This is a genomic window from Aeromonas simiae, assembly GCF_000820125.1.
GTDB classification, from domain to species: Bacteria; Pseudomonadota; Gammaproteobacteria; order Enterobacterales; family Aeromonadaceae; genus Aeromonas; species Aeromonas simiae.
This window is the reverse complement of sequence record NZ_CDBY01000058.1, coordinates 19,894-44,859: the sequence shown is the minus strand read 5'-3', so window position 1 is coordinate 44,859 and position 24,966 is coordinate 19,894. Positions and strand designations below refer to the sequence as shown.

General features: G+C 59.9%; 39 protein-coding genes and 1 tRNA gene. 21 read left to right on the top strand and 19 right to left on the bottom strand.

The window, feature by feature from the left end:
• Positions 1 to 16: 16 nt before the first annotated feature.
• The 3 genes from ybfE to BN1134_RS12165 are packed head-to-tail and all read right to left on the bottom strand — an operon-like array spanning position 17 to position 1,376.
• Complete coding sequence (ybfE, locus tag BN1134_RS12175) at positions 17 to 316, bottom strand: LexA regulated protein (RefSeq protein ID WP_042047510.1); 300 nt, start codon at positions 314 to 316, stop codon at positions 17 to 19.
• Positions 317 to 328: 12 nt separating this feature from the next.
• Positions 329 to 550: a DUF2788 domain-containing protein gene (locus BN1134_RS12170; RefSeq protein WP_042047508.1), complete on the bottom strand. Its 222-nt coding sequence runs from the start codon at positions 548 to 550 to the stop codon at positions 329 to 331.
• 55 nt (positions 551 to 605) lie between these two features.
• The gene (locus tag BN1134_RS12165; protein ID WP_042047507.1) at positions 606 to 1,376 is read right to left on the bottom strand and encodes an alpha/beta fold hydrolase; all 771 of its coding nucleotides are present in this window, start codon (positions 1,374 to 1,376) and stop codon (positions 606 to 608) included.
• A gap of 267 nt (positions 1,377 to 1,643) precedes the next feature.
• Here BN1134_RS12165 and seqA point away from each other — a divergent pair, with 267 nt between their 5' ends.
• The 3 genes from seqA to BN1134_RS12150 all read left to right on the top strand — a co-directional run bounded on the left by seqA (position 1,644) and on the right by BN1134_RS12150 (position 5,570).
• Entirely contained in the window at positions 1,644 to 2,150 is a 507-nt protein-coding gene (seqA, locus tag BN1134_RS12160) for a replication initiation negative regulator SeqA (protein ID WP_042047506.1), read from the top strand.
• 24 nt (positions 2,151 to 2,174) lie between these two features.
• Positions 2,175 to 3,824: a phosphoglucomutase (alpha-D-glucose-1,6-bisphosphate-dependent) gene (gene pgm, locus BN1134_RS12155; RefSeq protein WP_042047505.1), complete on the top strand. Its 1,650-nt coding sequence runs from the start codon at positions 2,175 to 2,177 to the stop codon at positions 3,822 to 3,824.
• A 129-nt stretch (positions 3,825 to 3,953) separates the two neighbouring features.
• Positions 3,954 to 5,570 (top strand): phosphoethanolamine transferase, encoded by a 1,617-nt coding sequence (locus BN1134_RS12150; protein WP_042047504.1) that lies wholly within the window; start codon positions 3,954 to 3,956, stop codon positions 5,568 to 5,570.
• A 158-nt stretch (positions 5,571 to 5,728) separates the two neighbouring features.
• Here the strand turns inward: BN1134_RS12150 and eco are convergent, their stop codons facing one another.
• Positions 5,729 to 6,211: a serine protease inhibitor ecotin gene (eco, locus tag BN1134_RS12145; protein WP_042047503.1), complete on the bottom strand. Its 483-nt coding sequence runs from the start codon at positions 6,209 to 6,211 to the stop codon at positions 5,729 to 5,731.
• Positions 6,212 to 6,396: 185 nt separating this feature from the next.
• Positions 6,397 to 7,143: a DsbA family protein gene (locus tag BN1134_RS12140; protein ID WP_042047501.1), complete on the bottom strand. Its 747-nt coding sequence runs from the start codon at positions 7,141 to 7,143 to the stop codon at positions 6,397 to 6,399.
• Positions 7,144 to 7,326: 183 nt separating this feature from the next.
• On the opposite strand from BN1134_RS12140, the gene BN1134_RS12135 reads away from it, so the two are divergent.
• Positions 7,327 to 7,414, top strand: a tRNA-Ser gene (locus tag BN1134_RS12135).
• Between the two features lie 101 nt (positions 7,415 to 7,515).
• Here the strand turns inward: BN1134_RS12135 and BN1134_RS12130 are convergent.
• The 14 genes from BN1134_RS12130 to BN1134_RS12070 all read right to left on the bottom strand — a co-directional run bounded on the left by BN1134_RS12130 (position 7,516) and on the right by BN1134_RS12070 (position 16,215).
• Positions 7,516 to 8,472 (bottom strand): tyrosine-type recombinase/integrase, encoded by a 957-nt coding sequence (locus tag BN1134_RS12130; protein ID WP_198133180.1) that lies wholly within the window; start codon positions 8,470 to 8,472, stop codon positions 7,516 to 7,518.
• A gap of 43 nt (positions 8,473 to 8,515) precedes the next feature.
• Positions 8,516 to 8,725, bottom strand: coding sequence for a DUF4224 domain-containing protein (locus tag BN1134_RS12125; protein ID WP_042047499.1), 210 nt, complete (start codon positions 8,723 to 8,725; stop codon positions 8,516 to 8,518).
• A 37-nt stretch (positions 8,726 to 8,762) separates the two neighbouring features.
• Positions 8,763 to 9,221: a single-stranded DNA-binding protein gene (gene ssb / locus BN1134_RS12120; protein WP_042047498.1), complete on the bottom strand. Its 459-nt coding sequence runs from the start codon at positions 9,219 to 9,221 to the stop codon at positions 8,763 to 8,765.
• On the bottom strand, positions 9,218 to 9,778 hold the full coding sequence (locus BN1134_RS12115) for a 3'-5' exonuclease (RefSeq protein ID WP_198133179.1): 561 nt from the start codon (positions 9,776 to 9,778) through the stop codon (positions 9,218 to 9,220). Before BN1134_RS12115 ends, ssb begins: the two co-directional genes overlap by 4 nt.
• Before the next feature lie 4 nt (positions 9,779 to 9,782).
• On the bottom strand, positions 9,783 to 10,214 hold the full coding sequence (locus tag BN1134_RS12110; protein ID WP_042047496.1) for a hypothetical protein: 432 nt from the start codon (positions 10,212 to 10,214) through the stop codon (positions 9,783 to 9,785).
• An 86-nt stretch (positions 10,215 to 10,300) separates the two neighbouring features.
• Positions 10,301 to 10,492 carry a hypothetical protein gene (locus BN1134_RS12105; RefSeq protein WP_005324029.1) on the bottom strand — a complete coding sequence of 64 codons (192 nt, stop codon included), beginning with the start codon at positions 10,490 to 10,492 and terminating at the stop codon, positions 10,301 to 10,303.
• The gene (locus BN1134_RS12100; RefSeq protein WP_042047495.1) at positions 10,489 to 10,947 is read right to left on the bottom strand and encodes a hypothetical protein; all 459 of its coding nucleotides are present in this window, start codon (positions 10,945 to 10,947) and stop codon (positions 10,489 to 10,491) included. The genes BN1134_RS12105 and BN1134_RS12100 overlap by 4 nt, the downstream gene beginning before the upstream one ends.
• Positions 10,937 to 11,104, bottom strand: a complete 168-nt coding sequence (locus tag BN1134_RS20050) for a hypothetical protein (RefSeq protein ID WP_005324025.1) — start codon at positions 11,102 to 11,104, stop codon at positions 10,937 to 10,939. Before BN1134_RS20050 ends, BN1134_RS12100 begins: the two co-directional genes overlap by 11 nt.
• Positions 11,101 to 13,005 carry a phage N-6-adenine-methyltransferase gene (locus BN1134_RS20180; RefSeq protein WP_232300637.1) on the bottom strand — a complete coding sequence of 635 codons (1,905 nt, stop codon included), beginning with the start codon at positions 13,003 to 13,005 and terminating at the stop codon, positions 11,101 to 11,103. Before BN1134_RS20180 ends, BN1134_RS20050 begins: the two co-directional genes overlap by 4 nt.
• On the bottom strand, positions 13,002 to 13,346 hold the full coding sequence (locus BN1134_RS12090; RefSeq protein ID WP_042047494.1) for a DUF4406 domain-containing protein: 345 nt from the start codon (positions 13,344 to 13,346) through the stop codon (positions 13,002 to 13,004). Before BN1134_RS12090 ends, BN1134_RS20180 begins: the two co-directional genes overlap by 4 nt.
• A 136-nt stretch (positions 13,347 to 13,482) precedes the next feature.
• A complete protein-coding gene (locus BN1134_RS12085; protein ID WP_042047493.1) occupies positions 13,483 to 14,403 on the bottom strand; it encodes a hypothetical protein in 921 nt (306 codons plus the stop codon).
• A complete protein-coding gene (locus tag BN1134_RS12080; protein WP_042047492.1) occupies positions 14,400 to 14,972 on the bottom strand; it encodes a DUF6932 family protein in 573 nt (190 codons plus the stop codon). The genes BN1134_RS12085 and BN1134_RS12080 overlap by 4 nt, the downstream gene beginning before the upstream one ends.
• Positions 14,973 to 14,983: 11 nt before the next feature.
• Positions 14,984 to 15,547, bottom strand: a complete 564-nt coding sequence (locus BN1134_RS12075) for a DUF2939 domain-containing protein (protein ID WP_042047540.1) — start codon at positions 15,545 to 15,547, stop codon at positions 14,984 to 14,986.
• A gap of 14 nt (positions 15,548 to 15,561) precedes the next feature.
• Entirely contained in the window at positions 15,562 to 16,215 is a 654-nt protein-coding gene (locus BN1134_RS12070) for a helix-turn-helix domain-containing protein (RefSeq protein ID WP_042047539.1), read from the bottom strand.
• Between the two features lie 97 nt (positions 16,216 to 16,312).
• Between BN1134_RS12070 and BN1134_RS12065 the strand changes: the two genes are divergently transcribed.
• The 17 genes from BN1134_RS12065 to BN1134_RS19325 all read left to right on the top strand — a co-directional run bounded on the left by BN1134_RS12065 (position 16,313) and on the right by BN1134_RS19325 (position 24,950).
• Positions 16,313 to 16,519, top strand: a complete 207-nt coding sequence (locus BN1134_RS12065; protein WP_042047491.1) for a helix-turn-helix domain-containing protein — start codon at positions 16,313 to 16,315, stop codon at positions 16,517 to 16,519.
• A 31-nt stretch (positions 16,520 to 16,550) separates the two neighbouring features.
• A complete protein-coding gene (locus BN1134_RS12060) occupies positions 16,551 to 17,072 on the top strand; it encodes a phage regulatory CII family protein (RefSeq protein ID WP_042047489.1) in 522 nt (173 codons plus the stop codon).
• Between the two features lie 77 nt (positions 17,073 to 17,149).
• Entirely contained in the window at positions 17,150 to 17,362 is a 213-nt protein-coding gene (locus BN1134_RS12055; RefSeq protein ID WP_005324016.1) for a hypothetical protein, read from the top strand.
• A complete protein-coding gene (locus BN1134_RS18915; RefSeq protein WP_049832163.1) occupies positions 17,355 to 18,275 on the top strand; it encodes a replication protein in 921 nt (306 codons plus the stop codon). The genes BN1134_RS12055 and BN1134_RS18915 overlap by 8 nt, the downstream gene beginning before the upstream one ends.
• A complete protein-coding gene (locus BN1134_RS12045) occupies positions 18,275 to 18,943 on the top strand; it encodes a replication protein P (RefSeq protein WP_042047488.1) in 669 nt (222 codons plus the stop codon). The genes BN1134_RS18915 and BN1134_RS12045 overlap by 1 nt, the downstream gene beginning before the upstream one ends.
• A complete protein-coding gene (locus tag BN1134_RS12040; protein WP_193354202.1) occupies positions 18,930 to 19,298 on the top strand; it encodes a hypothetical protein in 369 nt (122 codons plus the stop codon). The genes BN1134_RS12045 and BN1134_RS12040 overlap by 14 nt, the downstream gene beginning before the upstream one ends.
• Before the next feature lie 5 nt (positions 19,299 to 19,303).
• Positions 19,304 to 19,579, top strand: a complete 276-nt coding sequence (locus BN1134_RS12035) for a hypothetical protein (protein WP_148304688.1) — start codon at positions 19,304 to 19,306, stop codon at positions 19,577 to 19,579.
• Between the two features lie 76 nt (positions 19,580 to 19,655).
• Entirely contained in the window at positions 19,656 to 20,366 is a 711-nt protein-coding gene (locus tag BN1134_RS12030) for a phage antirepressor KilAC domain-containing protein (protein ID WP_042047486.1), read from the top strand.
• Positions 20,363 to 20,560 carry a DUF3283 family protein gene (locus tag BN1134_RS12025; protein WP_005324004.1) on the top strand — a complete coding sequence of 66 codons (198 nt, stop codon included), beginning with the start codon at positions 20,363 to 20,365 and terminating at the stop codon, positions 20,558 to 20,560. The genes BN1134_RS12030 and BN1134_RS12025 overlap by 4 nt, the downstream gene beginning before the upstream one ends.
• On the top strand, positions 20,557 to 21,549 hold the full coding sequence (locus BN1134_RS12020; protein ID WP_232300635.1) for a DUF968 domain-containing protein: 993 nt from the start codon (positions 20,557 to 20,559) through the stop codon (positions 21,547 to 21,549). The genes BN1134_RS12025 and BN1134_RS12020 overlap by 4 nt, the downstream gene beginning before the upstream one ends.
• On the top strand, positions 21,536 to 21,922 hold the full coding sequence (locus BN1134_RS12015) for a RusA family crossover junction endodeoxyribonuclease (protein WP_041211155.1): 387 nt from the start codon (positions 21,536 to 21,538) through the stop codon (positions 21,920 to 21,922). The genes BN1134_RS12020 and BN1134_RS12015 overlap by 14 nt, the downstream gene beginning before the upstream one ends.
• Positions 21,923 to 22,016: 94 nt before the next feature.
• Positions 22,017 to 22,538, top strand: coding sequence for an antitermination protein Q (locus BN1134_RS12010; protein WP_232300634.1), 522 nt, complete (start codon positions 22,017 to 22,019; stop codon positions 22,536 to 22,538).
• A 194-nt stretch (positions 22,539 to 22,732) separates the two neighbouring features.
• Positions 22,733 to 22,939 (top strand): hypothetical protein, encoded by a 207-nt coding sequence (locus BN1134_RS12005; RefSeq protein ID WP_033132437.1) that lies wholly within the window; start codon positions 22,733 to 22,735, stop codon positions 22,937 to 22,939.
• A gap of 2 nt (positions 22,940 to 22,941) precedes the next feature.
• Positions 22,942 to 23,433 (top strand): lysozyme, encoded by a 492-nt coding sequence (locus BN1134_RS12000; protein WP_042047483.1) that lies wholly within the window; start codon positions 22,942 to 22,944, stop codon positions 23,431 to 23,433.
• Entirely contained in the window at positions 23,376 to 23,972 is a 597-nt protein-coding gene (locus tag BN1134_RS11995; RefSeq protein ID WP_309295576.1) for a DUF2514 domain-containing protein, read from the top strand. The genes BN1134_RS12000 and BN1134_RS11995 overlap by 58 nt, the downstream gene beginning before the upstream one ends.
• A gap of 331 nt (positions 23,973 to 24,303) precedes the next feature.
• Positions 24,304 to 24,513, top strand: coding sequence for a hypothetical protein (locus BN1134_RS11990; RefSeq protein WP_042047480.1), 210 nt, complete (start codon positions 24,304 to 24,306; stop codon positions 24,511 to 24,513).
• Between the two features lie 35 nt (positions 24,514 to 24,548).
• Entirely contained in the window at positions 24,549 to 24,950 is a 402-nt protein-coding gene (locus BN1134_RS19325; protein WP_332309660.1) for an HNH endonuclease, read from the top strand.
• Positions 24,951 to 24,966: the final 16 nt, after the last annotated feature.

The window sequence follows — 24,966 nt, the reverse complement described above, 5'->3', positions numbered from 1 at the left end:
ATGTGGTGTTGATTTCTCAGCGGGATGAACTCGCCTCGGCGGCCAGTTCGTCCAGCTGTTGCTTCAGGATAGATTGGATCAGTTCGGCGCGACTGATGTTGCGGCACTCAGCCAGCTGATTCAGACGCTCCAGCAGGTGTGCCTCCACCTTCAGCTCGACCCGTTTCAGACCGCGCTCCCGATCGCGCTTGAGCTGATTGCGCTTGTTGATCTTGAGCTGTGCTTCACGGGGGAGCGGGTTGGTTTTCGGCCGGCCGGGGCGCTTATCATTGGCGAACAGATCCAGTGTGGTTCGATCAGTTTGCTGTTTGGCCATACCACTTCTTTATCAGCCGATCCCTGCGCCTTCCCAGCTCAGTTCGATCAGGCCCTTGGCGACAAAACCCGCGCATCCCAGAAAAAGTACCAACCAGACGATGAAGCGGCCGAAAGGGGGCACATTCCCCCGTTTGAGCACGTCCTGGATGGCGAGACCGATCAGAAGAAAGACGATCACAAAAAAGGCTTTGAGACCGATACTTTCAATCAAATCAATGTGTTGGCTCAACATGAGATGCGCACACTCCTTATGACCGGCGCACTATAGCACATAGGCGCTTGATCTGTTAACCGCCGCCGGCCAGGAATTCGGTGACCAAACGATTGAATAATGCCGGCTTTTCCGCATGCAGCCAGTGGCCTGCCGGGGCCACCACCCGGGCCCTGACGGCCGGAAACTGGGCCTGTACCGTCTCCTGATATTCGGGTTGGATGTAATCGGATTCTGATCCCTTGATCATCAGCGTCGGTCCCTCGTAGCGTGACTCAGGATCGGGCCAGCCCATGATGTTGGCGTAGTTGGCGATGAGCGCAGGCACATTGAAACGCCAGCCCCAGCCGTGCTCTCCCTTGGCAAAGGACTTGAGCAAAAATTGGCGTACTCCGGGCTCGCGTACATGCTCGGCCAGGATCTGGTCGGCCTCGCTGCGGCTCTGCGGTGCGGCGGCCTGCACGGCCTGCAAGCCGGCAAAGACGTTGCGGTGACGGGCGTGGGGGTAGGCGACCGGTGCTATGTCCACCACCACCAGTCGCTCCACCCGCTCGGGCGCCTGCTTGGCGAGCTGCATGGCAATTTTGCCGCCCATGGAATGGCCAATCAGTGTGACGCAGGGGAGTGCCAGCGTGTCGAGCAGGGCCAGCAGATCGGCGGCCATCGCTGGATAGCTCATCTCGTCGGCATGAAACGAGGCGCCGTGGTTGCGCACGTCGATGCTGATGACATCACACTGTTCGCTTAATGGGCGGGCCAGCAGGCCCAGATTGTCGAGGCTGCCAAACAAGCCGTGGATCAGCACGACCGGTTTACCCTGGCCCTGGCGTTTGTAATTAAGTTGCAAAATTACCGTCCTATTTCGCGCTCATGATGGTCATGGATATTCTTGTAATGCACTGAAAGAAAACAGTTTCATATAAAAGTGGCACTGTTTTTTTGTGGTAATTTTCCATCACCTTGGCGTTCAGTGCGAGGGATCACAGAACCTGGATGCCATTATGCCTTATCCTGCCCCTGTTCTGGACTCTCATCCGGTGTCCTGGCTTGGGCCACCGGGTGAGGCTATGTATAATCGCCGCATCCATGTATCGACGAGCCCAGTGCCTGCCCTATGAAAACCATCGAGCTTGATGACGATCTCTATCTCTACATTGCCAGCCAGACCCGCCATATCGGCGAGAGCGCCTCGGATATCCTGCGCCGTCTGCTGGGTCAGTCTGCTCCGGTGACCGCTCCCGGCCCGGCCACGGCACCTGAGAAGGTGGCGCCGCGCGTCCAGCAGGAAGGGATAGTTGCCCTGCTCGAGAGCGGTGAGCTGGCCCAGGAGGAGCGCTCCATCCAACGCTTCATGCTGGTGCTCGGCACCCTCTATCAAGAGGATGCGGCCGCCTTTACCCAGGCCACTGAAATCAAGGGACGCAAGCGGATGTACTTTTCCCGCGATCCCGATGCCCTGCGCGCCAGTGGCAGCACCACCAAGCCCAAGCCGGTTCCTGGCACCCCCTTCTGGGTGATTACCAACACCAACACCAGCCGCAAGCAAAATATTGTGGCCCAGCTGATGAGCAGCATGGGTTACGACGAGGCGCTGGTGGCCCAGGTGTGTGCCGCTATCTGATTCATCGTTTGCAAGGAAAGAGACATGGCCCAGCATCCCCACGCCGGACAACCGGCCCGCGCCGAAGACCTGACTAACATCCCCCGTCTGGTCAGCGCCTATTACCTGAACAAACCAGACATGAGCCGCCCCGAGCAGCGGGTGGCTTTTGGTACCTCGGGGCACCGTGGCAGCGCCTTTGACAGCGCCTTCACCGAATCCCACATCCTGGCGGTGACCCAGGCGCTGGTGGAGTATCGCCAGCAGGCCGGCATCCGTGGCCCCCTGTTCGTCGGTATGGATACCCACGCCCTCTCCGAGGCCGCCTTGGCCAGCGCCGTCGAAGTGCTGGCGGCCAACGGCGTCGAAGTGCGCATCCAGGCGGGGCTCGGCTACACCCCGACCCCGGTCATCTCCCATGCCATCCTGGCCTACAACGCGAGCAAGCCGGCTGAGCAGGCGGATGGGGTGGTGATCACCCCGTCCCACAACCCGCCGCGCGATGGCGGTTTTAAGTACAACCCGCCCCACGGTGGCCCGGCCGAAGGTGAGATCACCTCCTGGGTGGAAGATCGTGCCAATGCCATTCTTGAAGCGGGTTTGCGCGACGTGAAGCGGGTGCCGTTTGCCGAGGCGCTGCAACTGGCCAACGTGGTCGAGCACGACTATGTCACCCCTTATGTCAACGATCTCAAGCAGGTCATCGATGTCGATGCCATCAAGCAGGCCGGCATCAAGATCGGTGTCGATCCCCTCGGTGGCTCCGGTGTGGCTTACTGGGACGTGATCGCCAAGACCTATGACCTCGACATCGAGGTGGTCAACTACCGCGTCGATCCGACCTTCTCCTTCATGACGCTCGACAAGGACGGCAAGATCCGGATGGACTGCTCCAGCCCGTACGCCATGGCCAGCCTCATCGCGCTCAAGGACAAGTTCGACATCGCCCTTGGCAACGATCCTGACTACGACCGTCACGGCATTGTGACCAAGTCTGGTTTGATGAACCCGAACCACTATCTGGCGGTGGCAATCCAGTATCTGTTCACCCACCGTGCCGGCTGGCCGGCTGCGGCAGCCGTGGGCAAGACCCTGGTCTCCTCTTCCATGATCGACCGGGTCGCCGCCGACATCGGCCGCACCCTCAAAGAGGTGCCGGTCGGCTTCAAGTGGTTTGTCGACGGCCTCTACAGCGGCGAGTTCGGTTTTGGCGGGGAAGAGAGCGCTGGCGCCTCCTTCTTGCGTAAAGACGGCAGCGTCTGGACCACCGACAAGGATGGCTTCATCCTGGCGCTGCTGGCAGCCGAGATCCTGGCCGTCACCGGCAAGGATCCGCAGCAGCACTACGACGCCCTCGAGGCGCGCTTCGGTCGCTCCAGCTATCGCCGTATCGACGCACCGGCCAACACGGCGCAGAAGGCGGTGCTCGCCAAGCTCGATCCGAGCCTGGTCGAGGCCTCGAGCCTAGCCGGTGAGCCGATCCTCGCCAAGCTGACCGCAGCCCCCGGCAATGGCGCCGCCATCGGTGGCCTCAAGGTAGTGACCGAGAACGGCTGGTTCGCGGCGCGCCCCTCCGGCACTGAGTCTATCTACAAGATCTACATGGAGAGCTTCAAGGGCGATGCGCACCTCGATTTGATCCAGAAAGAGGCGCAGGAGATTGTCTCCGCCGCCCTGGCCAAGGCCGGCGTCTAAGCCCAAATAATGTGAAGCAGGCCACCTTACGGTGGCCTTTTTTGTCAATTCAATTCCCCACTTAAGGGAGTCTTAAGTCAGCGTCGGCATCGTACCCCCATGTTCACTCTGTCCGGGGATCCATCACCCATGCCGTTTCGTCTGCCCATGCTGCGTCTGCACCTGTTATTGGTGCTCTACTTCGCCCTGATCCTGAACTGGCCGGTGCTGCTGCACCTGACCACCATTTTGGAGGGGCTTGAGCACGTCAAGGTGGGATTTGTCGTCTCCATTCCGCTGCTGCTCATCGCCGCGCTCAACCTGGTTTTTTTGCCCTTCTCGCTGCGCTTCGTGCAAAAGCCCTTCTTTGTGATGATGCTGCTCACTGGCTCGTTGGCCAGCTATGGCATGCTCAAGTACGGTGTGGTGTTTGATGCCGACATGGTGCGCAACGTGGTGGAGACGAACCCCGCCGAGGCCGAGTCCTACCTCAGCCTCTCCAGCTTCGGCTGGTTCCTGATCACCGGGATCCTGCCCGTCCTGCTGTTGCTGCTGACCCGGATCGAGTACCCGTGCTGGTGGAAGGGGAGCAGTCAGCGTCTGGGGGCCATGGCGGTCTCGCTGCTGCTGCTTGGTGCCATCGCTGGCCTCTATTACCAGGACTACGCCTCGGTCGGGCGCAACAACAAGGTGCTGACCCATCAACTGGTGCCATCGAGCTATGTACATGCGGGCTGGCGCATCTTTCGCGATCGCTACCTGCGTACCCCCGAGCCCTACCGTGAGATTGGTACTGATGCCCGTCAGGTGGCCAGTGCCCACGGTGACAAGCCGACCTTGCTGTTTCTGGTGGTGGGGGAGACGGCGCGCGCCCAGAACTACGCCCTCAACGGCTATGGGCGTGACACCAACCCCTTCACCCGCACCGAGAAGGTGATCTCGTTTGCCAAGGTACAGTCGTGCGGCACCGCCACCGCCGTGTCGGTGCCCTGCATGTTCTCCAACCTGACCCGTGCCGGCTATGACGACGAGAAGGCTCACAACCAGGACGGGGTGCTCGATGTGCTGGCCCGCGCCGGTGTCTCTGTGCTGTGGAAGGAGAACGACGGCGGCTGCAAGGGAGTGTGCGATCGGGTGCCGACCATCACCATGTCGCCCAAGGAGTATCCGACCCTGTGTCGTGGGGATGTCTGCCTCGACGAGGTGCTGCTGCAAGGGCTGGACAGAGAGATAGAGAGCATGCGCGGCAACCGCTTGGTGGCTTTCCACCTGATGGGCAGCCATGGCCCGACCTATTTCAAACGCTACCCGGATGAGCAGCGTGCCTTTACCCCCGACTGCCCGCGCAGCGACATCGAAAATTGCAGTCAGGAGGCGCTGGTCAACACCTATGACAACACCATCCGCTATACCGACTGGCTCCTCAGCCAGATGATCGAGCGGCTCAAGGGGCTGGAATCTAAGTATCGGGTGGGGCTCATCTATCTGTCGGATCACGGTGAGTCGCTGGGGGAGAAGGGGCTCTATCTGCACGGCACCCCGTATGCGCTGGCGCCGCAGGAGCAGACCCACGTACCCATGCTGATGTGGCTCTCGCCCGAGTTGAGCCGCAGCAAGGGGATCGACGAGGGCTGCCTGAGCCAAGCTGCCAGCGAGGGGGAGTACTCCCAGGACAACCTGTTCCACTCCCTGCTCGGGGTGATGGACGTGGCCACCTCTGCCTATCAGCCCCGGCTCGATATGTTCAAGCCCTGCCGGGCCTCATAAGGGGAGCAAAGAAGGCCAGGCTAAGCCTGGCCTTCCTATCGTCAGAGGGGCCCGCGAGCTCGGGCTCTGGGCCGCCGCGTCGGATGATGGCAAGAAGGGCTAAGCGAGTAGAAATAACAAGGCCAGGCAATTGCCTGGCCTTGTTACGTTGAAGGGGGTTACTCGACCAATGCAGGCTGGGCCTGCTTGTCGGCACGCCACAGGCGGTAACGGACTTCGTAGTCCTGCGGGATGTAGATGATGATCGGCATGCGGGCGCTGTAGTTGACGAAGAAGCCCTGGCCGTAGACTTGCACGAAACTCTCTTTTTTCTGGAGATCGGGGCAGGCCATCAGGGTGGAGATGGGGTCGGAGACCTGTCCCAGGGAGAGATAGTTATAGCCCCAGCCTTTGACGCTGTGCTGCTCCAGATTACCGGAGAAGCGGGGCACGTTGCAGTCGACCAGCATCATTTTGCCGATTTGCAGCTCGACCATCATGTCGGCTTCGTTTTCCACTTCCGGCAGGCGAATAACCACCCGCTCCTGATTCGGCTCCGCGGCCGGGAACATGCTGATATCAAACTTCTTCGGCTCGTCGGCAAAGGCGTAGCTGCCCAGCATCAATGCGCCCAGCAGGCTAAAACGCACAATGGTTTTCATCAGTACCTCACAAATAGCAACAACGTCGTTAGACTAACTGTTTGCTTCGACCGACACCAGCACCAAGAGGCGCAAAGCGTGCAATGGTGCACCTCACAGCGCGATCAAGCCAACAGCATGACGTAAATTTAACCCCAAACGAATCCGGTCGGCATGAGGCCGACCGGAGAGGGGGGATTGGTGGCTCAGGAGCCCTTGCCGTCCCTGACATCCTGGATGAAGGTCTTCAGGCTGGCCAGATCGCGCGGGGCACCGCGCAGCACCTGATCACCCACGATGAAGGCCGGCGTGCCACTGATGTTGAGTGCTTCGGCCAGGGCGCGGTTGGTGGAGATGTTTTGGTCGATGCGGGGATCCTTCAGGCTCTTGGTGACCTGTGCCCAGTCAATCCCGGCCTCCTTGGCCAGCGCCTCAATCTGCGATTGCTCGCTCAGGGCGCCGCGATGTCCGGCCAGCTTGTCGTGGAAGGCCTGGTACTTGGCGGGCTGGGTCAGTTGCACCGCCAGTGCGACGCGGGCTGCCTGATAGGAGGTTTCGCTCAGGATAGGGAACTGCTTATAGATGTAGCGAATGTCTTTGTCTTCTTTGAGCAGTTCGGCCACCAGCGGGTGGGCCTGCTTGCAGTAGCCGCAGTTGTAATCGAAGAACTCGACGATGGTCAGTGAGCCCTTGGGATTACCAATTTCCGGATCTTGATTGTTGTAGAGCTGCTTGGCATGGCTCTTAATGAGGCCCTTGTCATTCTCAGCCTGCATGTTCTCTTGCTTGGCGCGCAGGTTATTGGACATCTCGACCAGGATCTCGGGATTTTTCAGGAGATAGTCACGCACGATCTGCTCGACGTCAGATTGGGTCATTTCTACGGCCTGCAGCGGCTGGCCAAGCATCAGGGCGGCCGCTACGGCCCCCATCAGGGCGGATTTGATACGCATGAGATTCGTCGCCTTTGGATGAAGTTGCTCTATAGTGGGGCGCGAGCTGCACAAGTCAAGGGTGGGAAAGTAAAAACCGTCCAGAACAGGAGCGTTCGTATAAGTTGCTGATTTAATCGGCAAACAAGATTTGCAGGGATTTACAAGCGCCGCTCGCCCGGTTACTATGCCGGCCACTGCTGCGGAGGGGTGGCAGAGCGGCTTAATGCAACGGTCTTGAAAACCGTCGATGGGCGACCATCCGTGGGTTCAAATCCCACCTCCTCCGCCATTCAAATCAATGGGTTAGGTGATTAGCGTCACCTAACCCTTTTTCTCTGTAAACTTCCGTACATTTGCCTCGTAAACTATCGCCACTGCCGGTCAGCATGACTATTCAACGTCGAGCGTCGGCGTGATCTGCGTTTTCCGGTCGTAAACAGCCACCTGTCCCAGCGTCTTGTGCCCACTAAATAGCTGCTTTTCTGCGGCTGTTCCTGCGTAGTCAGAAATCCCCTTCGCCTTCAGATCGTGGAAGGTGCAACCAGCGACGCCGGCGGCGGCCCTGGCTTCTGCCCAGTGATAGTTAAGGGTTCGGTGACCCACGGCGCTACCATCTGAGCGGCAGACAACAAAGGTGGAGACACAACCCGGCTGAGATAGCGTGCGTGCTTGCTCGAAGGCGCGACGCAGGCGTGGCGTCCAGGCTTTGATCTGCTTCTTACTGGTCTTGCGCTGCTGGATGAATACCCCCTCCTCGAGAACCTGATTCCACCTCATCGCCAGAATGTCGCCTACCCGGGCGGCGCAGAGGTAGGCGATCTCCATAGCCACCTGTAGATAGGGTGGCGAGTTGTCATAGATAGCGCGGTATTCGCTGTCTGTGATGTAGCGATCGCGCGCTGCGGCCGTGAACTTCTTCACCCCCTTGCAGGGGTTCTTGCTCACCAGTCCCCGCTCATAGCCCCAGCTGTAGATAGCGCTCAAGCAGGCGTGCTCGTGATTGGCCTGGGTGCGGCTCTTCACCCCCCGCTTGTCCATGTAGCGGCGAATGTGTGCCGGTTCGACGGTGTCTGGCTGCATCTGGCCAAAGACCTTGAGCAGCCACACGGACTCCTTCACCCGATCGGAGCGGGTGCGGGGGGCCTTGCTGGCGAACTCGGCTGATTCGAAGTAGGCCGCGACAAGTGAGGCAACCGTGTCGCTCTCCTCATAGTCTGCCCGCGCAAGCTCAAAGCGCCGCCATACCTCGGCTTTTCCTGCATCCAGCTTGGCCACCAAGATGGTCTTGTTGGTTCCTGCCGGCCGCCAGATGAACCCCCTGGGGTGCCGGTACACCCGGTCTGGCATCCAGGTATCCTCCGGTTTTCGCTTTCTCCCCATCGCGTTTTCATTACTCCAGTTGATCAAAACGGGGGCCGCAGTGGCCCGCCGCCTTTAAATTGTAGGGGTGGTTGATGTGGTGCCAGGTTGTCCGCGGCTTTCCATCGGCCCGTTTGTGGTACCACACCCCCATGCTCTCGAGCGCCTTGCACTGCATGGCGGCTCGCTCATAACCCGTCAGCTCGATCAGGTCTGCATCAGTTAGCAGTTCATTTGTCATCGTTCACTCCTGTCGCCTTCCGGCGATAAGGTCAATCTCAGAACGGGATATCGTCATCAAAGTCCATAGTGGGCTCAGCGGACTGCTGGCGATTTCCATAACCACCCTGCTGTTGGGCTGGCGTAGGAGGCTGACCACCATTCTGTGACGTCCGGCCACCCAGCATCTGCATGCTGCCGTTGATGTCGACCACCACCTCAGTGGTGTAGCGATCCTGCCCGTTCTGCTCCTGCCATTTTCTGGTTTGTAGCCGCCCCTCGATGTAGACCTGAGAACCCTTGCGCAGGTACTCGCCGGCCACCTCGGCCGGCTTGCCAAACAGGACGACACGGTGCCACTCGGTGCGCTCCTTATGCTCCCCTGTCTGCTTGTCGCGCCAGGTCTCGGAGGTGGCCAAGGTGATGCTGGTGACAGCGTTCCCGCCTGGCATGTAGCGCACTTCCGGATCCTGACCAAGGTTGCCAATCAGGATGACCTTGTTGATGCCTCGTTTCATTCTGAACCACCCACCATAAGCGCTTGATAGATAGCACTGACGTAGCGGGCCTGATGCTTGGCATCATCCAGTGCGCGATGGGCCACCCCCTCGAATGGCATATCTTTTTTAGGGTCGAAGCCGAGCATGTGGCGTCCGAGTTCCACAATGGTTCGAACGTCACGGTCATTCCAAAACGCCCATCCTAGCGGCATCCGAGTTTCCTGATAGGCGTTACGCAGGATCACGTTGTCAAATCCGGCTCCGTTTCCCCAAACCTGTAAATCAGGCTTACCACCTTTATTTCCGTTCTGCATCCATTCGTACAGCCTCGCAAGTGCATCACTCAGCGAGCAGTGTTTCACTGATGGCTTGAGTGCCGCGCGCGCTTCATCGCCCTGCTCCAGCCACCACAGCACGGTGTCAGGGTCCATTTCCCCGAATCGGGCACTGTCACTCAGGTGGATATGAGCCTCGAACTCGGCGCCAAGTTCACCGGTCATCGGGTCAAAGAACACAGCCCCGATGGTGACGATGGCCGCGCGGGGGCCTTTGCCCATTGTTTCCAGATCTAGCATTACGTTATGCATAAGTTCCCTCACAATTCTGTTCTGTTGTTGCGACCTTCCAGCGGTAGCCGCGGTGGTGCTTCTGCTCGCCGCGCAGGCAGCGTGAGATCATCTCCCGGTCAAACCCCATCTGGCGGTGCGCCTCGAGGATGCTGCCGAACTGGACGGTCTGGCCGTTGCGATAGGTGCCGATCACCGGCTTGCACTCCCACTGTGACGGGGTGACCTTGTCCACATATAGGCGGCGGCCTGATGCTGGCGCCCCGAGCGAGTTGCAGATCTGGCATTTCTCAACACGGGTATCGAATCTCTGTTCGCGGTGAATGGCTGCAATGATCATGCTGGCCCGCGAGGTGCTGACGTTGAACTCGGCCGCCACGTCAGCGCTGACGGCCCCCTGTGCTCTGGTGTGAACCCACTCTGCCACGTCTTGAACGATGCTCATGTAGCCCCCTTAAATCAGTGCCAGTGCCACGAAGGCGGCCAGTGTGTTGAGTGCCAGAATGGTGAGTCCGGCGGCTTGTTGTTTGATCATATCTTCCATCCGTCCTGGTCGAGTGTGGGTGCAATGGTCACCATGTCTTGCCACACCCGCGCCACCTGCTCATCGCACAGGGCCGGGGTGGCCTTGGTCGTCGACAGCCACTCCGCTTGTTCGCTGTCTTCCGGGTGGCTGGTGCCACACATCGGGCAGGTCATCTGCCATTCGTAATCTGCAATCATGGGGTGTCCTCCTGTGTCCTCACGCCATCAAATTCACACCGGCCACACTGGCCGTGCCAGCCGATAAATTCCGCCGTGCTGCCGTCGTCTAGCCACCACGATTGGCAGCGCGGGCATTGGGTGCCGCCCAGCTGGGTTAGCGCCGCGTCGAGCATCTCCAGCAGGTCACACCCGTGGTGATACTCTTTCATGGTGGTGGGGTGGGTGTGGCCGATGTGGTCACGCAGTTCGGCCAGCAGTACCGCCAGCCGTTGGTCACGCTGGCGGCGGCCCAGCAGCTCCCTATATGCGTTGGCGACAGGGTTGTCGCCGTGCGCCATGCCTTCCAAATCCTCATTGGTGAAGCTGTTGGCGACCATTTGCGCGGCGTCGGGAAGATGGTCTTGCCGTGGGGCCACGCACTCGGCCAGCGCGGTTTGCAGTATCTCGTTGGCCAGGGCTTGTCTATCGTCCATGGGGGATCTCCTTGTGGCTAATGCCCAGTTCGCGGGCCAGTTGGCGGCGTTCGAGTTCGTCGCGGAGCTGCTGGCGGCGCTTGAGGGCGTCGCTGGCGCTGTGGTCTTTCTTGAGCCCTTTGCTGCTGATGATCTTGTGGCCGTTGTGGGTGATCATGCGGAATCCTCGTCCTGAGCGGCGGCGATGCGGCCATGCTGGTCAATCGCGGTTTGCGAGAGCTGCATGGAGGCGCGGCGGATATGCTCCCCCCGCGGGTATTTATTGCGCTGCTGGTCAAAGGCGATCACCGCGTGCTGGATGACGTCATCAGGGCAGCCAGCCAGCTTTCTCAGGGCACCGGTGAAGGCGGCCACTACGTCGCGCAGGCGGGTTTTTTCCGCCTTCGGCAGGGTGGTGTACTCCTCCATCAAGGCTTCATCGCAGATGGAGATAGTGATGGCGACCTGGCGCGGGGTGTAGCGGTCGCGGATGCCATAGAGCAGGGTCAGCACGATGACAAAGCGCGACCAGTCGGCGCTGCCCAGATTGAGCTCGTTGTGCTGGTAGTCATAGGCCCACTCGGCCAAGGGTTGGTCTGGCTGTGGCTCTGCTGCTTGCTCGGCGCTCTGTTCTGCACTTTGCTCGGCCTGCTCGGCCTGCTCGGCCTGCTCGGCGGCGGGCGCGGTCTGTTGTTGCGGCGCGGCCGGGTCGGTGACGGTCAGTGCGAGGGGGGCCGCCGGTTGGTCGGCGCTTTGTGCCAGCAGCTCGTCGGCCTTGTTGGTGGCCAGGGTGAGCAGATCCGGGGTGGTCAGGTTGTTGATGATCCAGCCCGCCAGTTCGGAGGTCTTGGCCGGGGTCAGGATGTCGGCATCATCGATCTGGTAGATGATGGCTTTGACCGCCGGGTGGCGCTGCCAGCGGGGCAGGGTGGGGGCGCGGTTATCTTCCATGACAAAGCCCTGGTGGATAGGCTGACCGGCCAGCAGGTTGGCGGCGGCCAGCTCGAGCCGATAGAAGATCTCGGAGAGCGGATAAGGCTCGTCCAGCCAACCCTGCACATAGCCCCTGACCGTATCCTGTTGCTCTTCGCCGAGATAAACGCGCCCAATCTGCTTGGCCATGATGCTGCTGGCATCGGCATAGCCCAGTTCGGCCAGCTTGGTGCTCGCACTGGTGGGGATCGTCTGCTCCAGCATTGCCAGCTCGCTGGCAGCTGCGGCGTTGGTTGCCTCATCGCTGGCCACTGGTGGCTCCCATGCTGCTGGCTCGGCTACCGCGGGTTGCTCCTGCATCATCGCTGGCTCCAACGCGGTCTGGGCAACCATGTTGTTGGTGTCGCCGATATGGTTAGGCTCGACCATTTTCCCGGCGTCGGGAACATGGCCCTGACGGGTCTTCGCGAGGGAGTACTCGGCCTCCTCGATAAGGGTCACCGCCTGGCGGTGGATCATATCGAGGATGATCTGACCGGTGGTGATGAGGTCGTCACGGCGCAGGCGTGCCTCGGGGAGGCGCTCGCCCTGCCAGCTGGCGTCGAAGATCACTACGGCTGAGGCGAAGCCGCTAGAGCTGGGCTTGTCCTTCTTGGGGTCGCGAGGCACGTACCAGCTCGGTACCTCAAAGCCGATGCGACCGCTGATGAACTGGATGAAGTCGGCATCTTCTGGCCACCAGGTTTCGCTGGTGGCAGCCTTGATGAGCAACATGATCTTGGCGCCCAGCGCCCGTTGCTCGCGGCAGTAGTTGAGGATGGCCTCCATCCCGGTGATGGGGTTCCCCTCGCTATCCGTACAGGGGCGCGAGTAGGGTGGGTTGGCGTAGGCAGCGCCCCCCAGCCGGCGCAGGTCGGCGGCCAGCTCCTGGGTGAGGGCGTTGTCTTCGGCGTCGTAGTAGTTGGGCACCAGGTAGTTGCAGTCGTCGGCAAACATGTCGAGCACCACCGGCCCCAGGGTGGGGGCGAACTTGTGGAACAGGCCCCAGGCCAGCGCCTTGGGGGTCTGCCACTGATCGCCGATCTGCTTGAGTTCGTGGTCAGGCTGGGCCTGCAGTTCGGCCAGCGCTTGGGCGTAGTGGTTCATGCCGCCACCTCGGGGCTGGTGGGGTACCAGGCAAAGCCGTCTTCTGCCTGGCGGATGACTTTGCCGCACTTCATGGCGAGGTGGAACTCGGCGGTGGCGCCCTGGCTATCTCGCCAGCCTGGGAGCATGACCAGCTCGTCGGCGAGCATGACCATGGGCAGGCTGCAGGCCATGTACTCGGCTTGGTTCAGGCCCTCGTGGAGGATGGCAGGGTTGAGCGGGATATGGCCGCGCTCACGCTGGTGGTTGGCCTCGGCATGGAAGGCGGGGCGGTTGCAGTCAGGCATGCCGGTCATGGGGCCGGCGATGTAGATGCGCTTTTGGTGGTGTTGGTTCGACATGGTTTATCCCGTTCACTGGTGTGTCTGGGATAAAGATATGCGCTATGCGCAAATGCGTCAAGCGCATATTTGCGGGTGTAAAAAAGCCCACCGTGCTGGTGGGCTTAGCTGATCATTGGCTAACTGCAAAGCACCATCATGATTGAGCCCAGTGCGGCATCTGAGCCAGAAAATAACGCGGACGACCGTTACCAACTTGCGTTTTGGTGACGTCGATCTGCACGGCTTGGTGCAAATGGCTATTGATGGCGTCCACGTCTTGCACCCGTGGGGAGACTTTGCCACGGACAATCTGCCCATCGCCGACGAGTCTGAATTCAAAGCTGCGGCTGTTTGGCAACACGCCGACGAATTCGCCCTGTAACTGTTCCACGCTTTCGTGCAGGTTGTCTGCTTCCAGTCGCGCCAGACTACGGCTGACCTGCCCCACATCGGTAAAGCGGACACCCTGACCACCATATTGCAATGCACAGACAGCACCATTGTCTGCCAGCACTCTCAAGAAGTTACGCACCTTATCCAACGCACGCGGATCGGTCTCCGAGGCAATATCTGCAAGAGCATCGTCATCGCCCAAGGTGCTTTGCAGCAATGCCTGTGTACGCTCCAGCGCGATGGCTACTGGACTCGCATTCTCTAGCCCTAGCACCAGTTGCTCTGCGCTATGCTCTTCCAGTTCAAACCCGAATGAACCCACGGCGGTACTAGTGATCAGCAACTGGTTCTGATCCCGGTTGGGTATGCGGCCCATGGCTGCCAAGGGGGTGGTGAGCGAGGCGGCTATGGATGCTACCGCATCGGTAAAGCTGCTCACGGCCTTCATGCCAAAGTCGGCGAAGATACCATGGCTGCGGATCACGGGGACGCCGTCAAACGTCAGTTTGGCGCGGGCAAGCACTCGTTCATCTGCGGGCAGTGCCGCGAGCTGTGCCTCGACTGTGTGCAAGCGGGCTTCTTGACTCATTCGGGTCAGGCGTGCCGTGGTCGGCGTGTCAGCCAGCATCCGTTGCAGGAAAGTGCGCTCAGCCAGCAGGTGCTGGCGATCTTCGTTGTTCATGGCTGCACCTCCGGAGTATTGAGTTGGTTTAGTCTGGCACGAGCATCCGCATCGTAGGCGGGGTTCAGGTCGATTTGCAAATACCCTTTCCAAGCCTGATTGCGACGGTGTGACCACATGCTGTACCAGTATGCGCTTTGCTGGACGATGGCTTCGAGCGGCAAGAAATTGAGTTCGACGATATAACTATCCACCAGAAAGCTGGCCTTCGCGGTATCGTGATCCAGTATCTCAAGTTGTGCATCAGACGGGGCAAAGTCATCAGGGGTATGCAAGAAGGTCACCACGTCGATGTCTCTTGGTGGACGGCGCTCCAGGGTTTCCACCTGTTCTGTGAAGCTGCCATCCAGCCACTGAAAACCGTTGACCAGTCCCATGCCATGCAAGGCTGCGCGATAGTCCAGAAAGCCCAGCAGCACCTGGCGGCGCTCGGGCGATGTGGCAAAACGCATGATGACGTCCAGTAGCGCAACGTTATAAGGAGAGCGCTCGGGACTGATTGGGTTAGCCTGATTAATGGGGGGTAATAGGCCCACGGTGTTCCATTCAGGAATGGAAACAATTGTCATGCCATAACTCCTTACTCTACCCCGGCATATGCGGGTAGAAATACGATGTTGGTGATCTTCCAGCCAAACAACCCCTGCCTGCGAAGGACCCAGTCCTCTATATTGACACCGTCGTATTCGACATTGATCACAAATTTATCAAGGGACTCGTAGGACAGTGATGCATCAGCGAATGCCTTTCGGTTTGAAGAGGTAGCGTTACCCGAGCTTTGAATTGAACTCTGCCTAGGCTCCAGAGCAGGTTTTTCGCTGGATATCAATTCAACTATCCGAGCCGGTGTCACGTAGGCATCGACCATCTGTTCCACCATCCTACCGCCAAGCGCTGCACCTGCTTTTGCAAATGGGTTATTTTTCATTTCTTCATTTTCGGCCATATCTTTTTCCAGCATGGCAGTTATCTGGCCTTTGTAGCTCTGGCGGAGGCTAGGAAAATCAATATATTCAGACAGTGTGGTCGCGTCATTATTCTCTGCGGCAGATTTAATTTGATAAACGGTTATATAGGGTGCTGCGAACATGTATGCGGCAAAGAGCCCTGCTGCGACCCCAAGTGCTAATTTACCTTTGCTCATAATTTTTTGCCTCACTACCGCCGTTTTCTGCGCCTGCGGTGTTCCACCATGGTGCCGATGATCTGGATATGCTGGCGATCGGAGCGCATGGTGGGGTAGTCGTCATTGAGAGGTGCCAGCTCGAAAATCTCCTGGCCATCTTCGCCGTAACCCCGGGGGCGGTACTTCTTGAAGGTGGCTTCTTCTTCGCCGTTCTTGGCGACCACGAAATCCCCCGGGTGGAGTGGCTCGTCCGGGTCGATCAGCACCAGGTCTCCTTCGGTAAATTCCGGCTCCATAGAATTGCCCCTGATCACGATAGCGAAGGCACGCTGGCCCAAGTCCAGATCGGTGGTGACATAGGCCATGTTGCCATCACACTCGCGGATCTCGCTGGTTTCAGTCCAGACCCCGGCCTGCACATAGGTGATCACCGGGATCCGGTGAATATCCGGCGGGGCGAGCTCCATGTTTTGGTGTTGAGGCTGCTGCTGGTGGTCAGAAAACAGCTCAGCAACAGGCACGCTCAAGGCGTCCGCGATCTTGGAGAGCAACTGGGGGCTGAACCCCTGTATATCCCGTTCCAATCGAGAAATATTGCCAACGTCGCTATCCACTTGGGTTGCTAGCTCGTTGATGGTCATTTTGCGCTCCTTTCTGAGCGCCCTGATTTTTGCTCCTACTTTCATTTGCCCATGATGGCAATTTATATGCGACTCGCGCAAAGCGTGACACGCATTTGTTTCTGTGCTTTGATATGCGTGTAGCGCATATAAGGGGGCGTTCATGCTTACACCTCTTCGAAGGCTGCGGGAGCAGCAGAAGGTAACGATCAATGAGCTGAGTCAGGCCGTCGGGATTGATGTTGGCAACTTGAGCCGCATTGAGCGCGGTCTTCAGCGGGCATCACTTGAGCGGGCCCAGCGGATAGCTGATTTTTTCTCTAAAAAAATCAGCGTTATGGAAATTATTTACCCAGAGCATCGCCAGTGACTACTGCGGCCCGTGCTCGATGAGAACCATCATGACAAAACCAGCCAGAACAACCACGAGAGTGAAGCGGGAACACTCCCACCTTTCTGACCCTATTGACGCCGCTTATCAGTTGAGCCGCCGGTACAACATCACCGAGCTGGCCAAGCTGATGGGCAACAAGCGCCCCACCACCCTAAACAACAAGTTCAACCCTGCTTGTGAAGACCACCACCTGACCCTGTCCGAGGCGATGGCGGTGACCGAGCTGACCGGTGACAACGCCATCCTGCAGGCCTGGGCGCTGTCCCGCGGCCATACGTTGGTGGCCCTGCCGGATAGCACGGTGACCGAAGAGGAGCTGGCCGACCAGGTGATGCTGGTGGGTGAGGTGGTGGCGGCGGTGTTTGGTGAGCTGCGTGAAGCGCGTCAGGACGGGGTGATTGACCCGATCGAGCGTCAGGCGATTACGGCGGCAGTGCATCGCGCCATCAGGGAGCTGTTGAGTTTGGAGGAGTCAGTGGCAAGTCAGGTTCGCCCGTTGCCAGTGGCCGTGCAAGGAGGAGCGAAGTGATGAACGTCGTTGAAATGAATCGGGCCCGCGCTGCGCGAACAGCCGGACCCACGGTCGATTTCACTGGAGAAAACAACATGCATAAGCGTACCGAAGCTGGCGCCAAAGCGCAAGGCAAGCGCCGTAACGTGATCCCGGCTGTGATCCCCCGTCTGGTGGAGAGTCAGGGCCAGTCCTATCTGGTCTATGGCGGTCTGCTGCGCGGCATCAAGATCCCGGCAACCAAAGAGCAGGCCAAGCGTCACCTGAACTGCCTGATGCAGCACCTGCAGGAGGTGGCTCATGGGTAACCTTGCCACCGTTATTCAATTCCCCGCTCATAGCGCACCAGCGAAGCCACAGGAGGTTCGGGTGGTTGATTTAGATAACGGCTTCTTGCGGTTGGCCAGTGAGCTGGTGGATGAGATGGCCAAGCCGAGCAATGACTTCTCCAAGCTGGAGTTTCGCATTTTGTTGGTGGTCACCCGCAAGACATACGGCTTCAACAAGAAGCTGGATTGGATCTCTGGGGCACAGTTTGCCGAGGCTACCGGAATGACTGAGAACAAAGCGAGAGATGTGGTGCGCGCCCTGGTTAAGCGCCGTGTCTTGGTGCGTGAAGGTAGAAAGTTGGGCTGGAATACCACCATTTCAGAGTGGGAAACAAAACAACCCAAGAACAAGGTTAATAACCCCAAAGAAGGGTTGAAAAACAACCCTAAAACAGGGTTTAGCACAACCTCAGATCAGGGTCACACAAAAGACAATATCCAAAAGACAAGAAAGACAAAAGATCAAAACACTAGCGCCGAGCCCGCTATCGCGGCCTCCACGCCGGTGGTGATTGAATCTGTTTCTGCTGAGCCTGTTTTACTGCCAGCCAAGCTGTCAGCACAGCAGGAGCCTGTGGTGATCACCATGCCGCTAAACAGCGGGGAGCATCAGGTCACCGAATCGTTCGCTGCCCAGATGCAAGCCCTGTATCCGGCGGTGGATGTGGCCCAAGAGCTGCGCACCATGACTGGCTGGCTGATTGCCAACCCCACCAAGCGCAAGACCAAGACTGGCATCAACCGGTTTATCAACGCCTGGCTGTCGAAGTGCCAAGACCGTGGCGGCAGCAATGGCCTGCAGGCCTTCACGCCGCGCCGCAATGACCACACCGACCTGACCCAGACTATGACCGCCGCCGAGCTCAACCAGCGCATGCGGGAGGGTTTCTGATGACCATGAAACCACTCAGTGCTGTGCTGCACGAGATCGCCACTGCGCCGACCGTGGAGACCATCACCCCGCAGCAGCGCCCGCTGACCGATCGGGATTCCAAGATGGTGGCCACCCTGTTCGAGCAGCTGAAAGCGGTGTTCCCGGCATGGAAACAGGCATTCCCCACTGACGACCATCAGCGCCGCGCACTGGCCGAGTGGACCCGCGCCCTGGTCGATGCCGGTTGCACCAGCCGCGAACAGCTGCAGCTTGGCATGCGGATGGCCCGCAGCCATGGCGGGGACTTCTTCCCGAGCACCAGTAAGTTCATCAAGTGGTGTGAGGTGACGCCGGAGTCATTGGGCCTGCCCACGCTGGATAGCGCGATGGTTGAGGTTCGCACCCGCCGTTACACCCATTCCGCCGTTGAGCTGGCCGCCAAGGCTACCAGCTGGGAGCGCCAGACCCTGAGCGCAGACGCTTACCGCGCCGTGTTCGATCAGGCATACGCCCAGCTGGTGCGCCGGATGATGGCCGGTGAAGACCTTAACGCCGAGGTAATGAAGGGGCTGCCGACCAGAGCGCAGATCAAGCACAGCCCGGAGTTTTACCAGCAGACAGGCCAGCGCGCCGTGGCAAACCTGAAAAAGCTGTTCAAGCGGGGAGGTGAGCATGGTGGCCAATAAACACGAGCTGATCGCCAATGCGGCCATGGCTCAGCTGCACAAGATGTGGCCCTGCACCTTCGATATCGAGATCCCGGAGGCGCCAGCAGGCTGGAGCTGGACCATGGCGCAGAACGACGGTGAGTTCGCCCCGCGCCCGGCCGAGGTCAAGGCCAGCATCCTGCAGCGCAATACGGTACCGAAGTCTGCCCCTGTGGGCCGCCAGGTCTCTTTGCGAGCCTGCGAGATGCAGGCGGAGGCCCTTGTCTATGTGCGTGATCGCGAGGTGACCGATGAGGCTGTTCAAGCTGAGCTGCAGCCACTGCTGGCCCAACTGCACCGCGAGGGTGTGACGATAACAGGGAGGATGGCGTGATGGCGGTGACGTTCAGTGATGCCTGTGAGCGGGACATTCGCCGCGCCCGGTATGTGCGGGTGGCGGTGTACCCGGAGGTGAAGGACTGGTTGCCGGTGCAGGTGCGCCTTGAGGTGTCGGATTGCCCGCGGCAACTGGGGTTCACCTCCCAGGCCCACCGGGCCGGGCACTACCTGGTACAGGGTGCCGAACTGGCTGAGGTGATGAAGGCGGTGAACGCCCTGCGCGGCCAGCAACAGCGGCCCGCCACGCTGGAGATGATCCCATGCGCGATTTCATGAGGGGTACCCTGATGGTGGTGGTGCTGGTGGGGTTAGCGGTGTATCTGGCCGCGAATGTGTCGATGGGGGTGAGGTGATGGAACTGATGATGCGGGGGGCAACCCCTTTGACGATGACCAGCGTGGAGCTCGCCGAGCTGACCGGTAAGGAGCACAAGAATGTGCTGGCCGATATTCGCCGGATGCTGGTGGAAATTCAATCGGCTGAAAAGTCAGCCGAGTACCGGGACAGCCTTGGTCGTGCTCAACCGTGCCTGTTGCTGGACAAGGACGAGAGCCTTTGTCTGGTGGCCGGTTACAGCGCCCAGTTGCGGATCCGGATTATTCGCCGCTGGCAGGAGCTGGAGCAGCAAGCCCACCAGCCCGCGATGATGATCCCCCAGACCCTGCCGGAGGCACTGCGCCTTGCTGCCGAGCTGGCCGAGCAGAAGATGGCGCTGGAACAGAAGGTGGCGATGGATGCCCCGGCGGTGGAGTTCGCCAAGCAGATCGCCAGTGTGGAGAAGGGGATCACCTTGTCGGCGTTCGCCAAGACGGTGGGCCTTGGCCCCAATACCCTGTTCACCCTGCTGAGGGAGCGCAAGATCTTGATGAGTTGCCGCGGGGAGCGCTGGAACCTGCCGATGCAGGAGTATGTGGACCGCGGGCTGTTCGCGACCCGGGAGAGCTCGTTTGACAGCAACGGCGAGCGGCGCATCAGCTTCACCCCCCTGATCACCGGCAAGGGCCAACAGTGGCTGGTGGAGCGACTAATCCGTGACGGCATCCTGCGTGGGGTGGCGGCATGAGTCACAACCTGGCCCTGTTGCCATCGGCTGAACGGCAGCGCATCGAGTTGATCAAGCAGGCGCACCTGCTGGTGTGGCGCCGTCGCCGTAACGAGATCGGGCGTGAGGTCGTGGTGGCCGCCATCGATGAGGTGGATGAAGAGCACCGTGAGTGGTTTCGCCAACAGTTGAACGCGATCAGGGGGCAAGCGTGAGCGCAGGTAACGCCGTGTTTGTCGAAGCGCTGGGGCTGGCCCTGGTGCCGCTGGGCGACAGCCTGCCGGCGGTGAGGCGCCAATTGGCTGGCAAGCCGGTGCGCCTTGTGTGCGATCAGGGGGCTGACCTGCTGGCCCAGTTCCCTGAGCTGATGTCGGCCCTGGCCTGCGCCGCAGTGGTCAATGCCGCCGGTGGGGAGCTGCTGACCGCCAATGCCACGGCTTGCGTGATAGCCGATGGCTGCATCGGGGAAACCGTCACCGCAGAGGTGGAGGGGGTCCATCTGCCTTTGTGCTGGCATCACGACAACGAGCACCGCAATGGGCAGTTACCGATCCGCCTCGCCGATGTGGCCGGGTGGCTGGCGCAGCTTGTGCTGCAGCGGGTCGCTGGCTGGTGTGGGGTGGCCGCTGCTGACCTGACTGCCCGGGATCTGTGCTGGTGGGCGACCGTCTATAAGGTGCTGCCTTCATTGCCGGATCCGCTGCTGCGCTCTGCCTGTCGCCTGGCACCCATCGAACCGGATCGGAAGTGGTCGCCCCGTGGTAACCGGGAGACCGATGCTCGCTATCGTGATCATCGCCTTGAGGTGGCAGAGCGCGATCCACTGGCCGATCTGCGGGCCCGCATCAATGCCAAACCGGCCATTCGCCAGATTGATCCTGAGCCTGCTGCCTTGCATTTAGGCAAGCCCAAACGACAGCGCTGGGAGTGTGCGGCCTACTTGGCTTTTGTTCGACAGTTGCCCTGTGTAGTGACGGGCCAGCGCGAGGGCATCGAGGCGCACCACGTTGTGGGTCACGGGATGAGTGTGATGGGCAGCAAGGCGCATGACCTGATGTCGTTCCCACTCGCCCACCAGCCACACATGGAGTTGCACCGGATCGGGTGGAAGGCTTGGGAGGCCAAGCACGGTTCGCAGTTGGAGCACGTTATCAACACACTGGAGCTGGCTTGCTCCTTGGGAGTGTTCAATGCCAAAAGCTGATTCATGGACAGTGACCCTGCCATGGCCCCCTTCAACCAACCGGATCTGGCGCAATGTGGCCGTGAGCGGTAAGCCCAGAACCCTGCTGAGCCAGGAGGGGAGGGTTTATCGCAAAGCTGCGGCCGATGCCTGTCTGGCTGCCAAGTTAGCCGGCAAGCAGATTCCCGATCGGCTGGCCCTGCGGCTGGTGGTGCAGGCCCCTGACCGGCGAGCCCGGGATCTGGATAACACGGTGAAGGCGGTGCAAGACGCCCTGACCCACGCCGGGGTGTGGCTGGACGATAGCCAGATCGACCGGTTGCTGGTGGAGCGCGGGCCGGTAGTGAAAGGGGGAATGGTGTCGGTAACGGTGGAGGTGATGAGTGCGCTTTGAATATGCAATTACCGTAGGGGATCCGCGTTCTGTGATGCTGCAGGCCTATCAGGCCCAGTCAACGGAGCGTTCTCATCTGACAAAGAGTGATGTGATGACGGCATTGGGAATGGTTCAGAAGCACAATGGTGCCGGCATGGCGCTGGTGATGGCGCGTTACTGCAAAGACCTAGGGGATGCTAAGAAGGCCCTGCTAGCTGTGCAAGCCGAGTGCACCAAGATTGCCCCCCGCTATGTGGGGGCCAACAAGGAACGTGGCCATGGCATGGCCTTGCGCCGGGTGGCCGAGCTGGCCCTGGAACACTACTGCCGCACTGCTGACACTCCTGGGGCTTCCTGTCACCCGCAGTTCTGCCGGGGGCGGGGAGTGATCCGCGACCTGGAACTGAGCCGCCTGCACGGCAAGGCGATTGATAAGGTGTGCCCACGCTGTGGTGGTACCGGGCTACGCCCCATCCCGGGTACTCAGATCAGACGCGCCATTGAACCGTTGGCTGGTGGACTGACCCGTGGGCAATGGGAGCTGGGCTGGTATCCGCTCTATCTGGCCGTGCTGGATTGGTGCCACCAGCAGGAGTCAGCGGCGCAGGCGCGCTATTGGTATACGACGCGGTAAGTCACTTGCCCCTAGAACCCCGCTTCGGCGGGGTTGTTGCTTGTGCAGGTGAGGGTGGCTTGACGGCCACCTGCAATTTTGTGTAGGCTGATTGCCAACGATGGAAGACTGCACCCGAAAGGTTGCGGTTTTTTTTTGTTTCTTGCTCTCAAACCTCGGCTTAGCCGGGGTTTTTTCGTTTCTGGGGTGGATTCATGAATCAAGGCCATGAGCAGATCGCTACCACTGTGGTCGGTGAAACTGCGAAATCTGCCCCTCCTGTAGCGGTGGTGAGTATGTCGTGGGCTGGTGTCTCTTTGAATGACTGGGTGCTGATCGCGACGCTTGTGTGGCTTTCGGTTCAGATCGGCTGGTTTATCTGGTCGAACATCATCAAGCCACGCGCCAAGCAGGTGGGGTAGGCATGACAAAAGTACGAATTGCCATAGCGGCGCTCACTCTCAGTGCTGCCGGCTTTGTGGGGATCCTGAATCGGGAGGGGTTTGAGCCGATGGCTTACCCCGACCCCGTACACGGTACCAAGCTCCCCACTATCGGCTTTGGGAGCACCGAAGGGGTCAAGATGGGTGACACCATCACGCCCGTCGCCGCGGTGAACAGGAGCCTTCGGGAGGTGCGGGTGTTCGAGAATGCCCTCAAGGCCTGCATCAAGGTGCCACTCCACCAGTATGAGTTCGACGCCTATGTCGAGCTCTCCCACAACATCGGTCCCGGCGCCTTCTGCCGATCCACCATCGTGAAGCGCCTGAACGCTGGCGACTACCCCGGGGCCTGCGAGGCGATCCTGCTATTCAAGCGTTCCGGCAACCAGGACTGCTCGGTACCGGGGAACCGGGTATGCCCCGGGCTCTGGAAAGACCGGCTGCGCCTCAATGCGAAGTGCAAGGGGGTGTGATGGGAGTGACTCAGCAGAGCAAGGTGCTGCCGTTCCTGGCCGGTGCCTTGGTGATAGCCGCCCTGGCCGGCGGCGGTGTGGCGCTCTATCGCTCCGGTCATGCTGCTGGGGAGGAGGGGGAGCGCAAGACCTGGCAGGCAAAGTGGAATGAAGAGGCTGCCCGCCTTGCCACAGCCAGAACTAAGGCTGAGCTGAAGGCTCGGGAGGAAGAGCAGCGCCGGCAGGCTGAAATCGATGAGGTGAGAGACCATGCACAAGAAGAAATCGCCCAAGCGCAGGCTGATGCCGCTGCTGCTGACCTTGAGTCTGGCCGGCTGCGCGAGCAAGCCCGCCGCCTGGCAGCCCGAGCAAGTCAGTGCGCCAGCAATCCCGGGGCTGCCCAAGGAGGCCCGGCAGCCGGACATCCTGCCATGGTGCTCGCCGACCTGCTCAGCCGGGCTGACGAGAGAGCGGGTGAGCTGGCAGCAGCGTATGACCGAGCTCGAGCGTCAGGACTAGCCTGTGAAAGAGCCTATCTCTCATTGACTCAACCCCGTTAACCCAACTACCGCAATACCCCACCCCCCAGGTCAAAGGTACTCCCCCCAGCCCCCCGTCCTCGACGGGTCGTTGAGGCGCGGATTTTCACTACATATGAAACCCCAAAAAGCGGGGTTGTGGATTACCGATGTGCGTGAGTGCATCAAGCAATGAGTACCGAGGCGCTGACTGACCGGCGACCAAGCAGCATCAGATACGATTGACCCTTTGGGCTCGACCGTGATGCCAGCGCCTCACTCAACACAAAGGCATGGGCTCTTAACCTAACAGGACAGCGAGGGAGGGGAACCAACCTGGTGAAGTCCATGCCTTTGTGAAAGGAGTAATGCCATGTTAACCGGTGCCATCCTGTTGCTTTCGTTTTGCCTTAACGTTTATGCGCTGCTCCAACTGCGTAAAGCAGGGAGGGCGCTGAAAGAGAGCAATGCCGCTCTCCTCGCATTCACGCGCCATCTGCAATCAGAGTCTGACCGCAAGGTTGTTATTCAGCAGATAACTGGTGATGCAATCCCTTGGTCTCCCAAAAGGAATACGCATTGATTTACCTTGCCGCCCAATGCTAGCGCCATGCAGCGATGCCAATAGCAGCAGCGGGCGGCCCTTATTGTGGAGTGACCATGCCGCCAAGACGGATGAAGCCATGCCGCCATCCCGGCGGTTGCAGTGCTCTGACCAATGACAAGTCCGGCTTGTGCGAGGCTCACCGCGTTTCTGGGTGGGAGCGATATCAGGCTGGGTTGTCCAGGCATCAGCGCGGGTATGGTTCGGCATGGGATAAGCTGCGGGAAACTATCTTGCAGCGTGATGGATACCTTTGCCTTACCTGCTTGGGCGAGGGGATATACACCCCCGCGAACATTGTTGACCATGTGGTGCCAAAGGCGCACGGCGGCACGGATGACCCGAGCAACTTGGCGTCCATTTGTACCGCTCACCACAAGGTTAAGACCGCGAACGAGCGGCTGAACCGGCGGTGAACTGGCGTGAAACTGA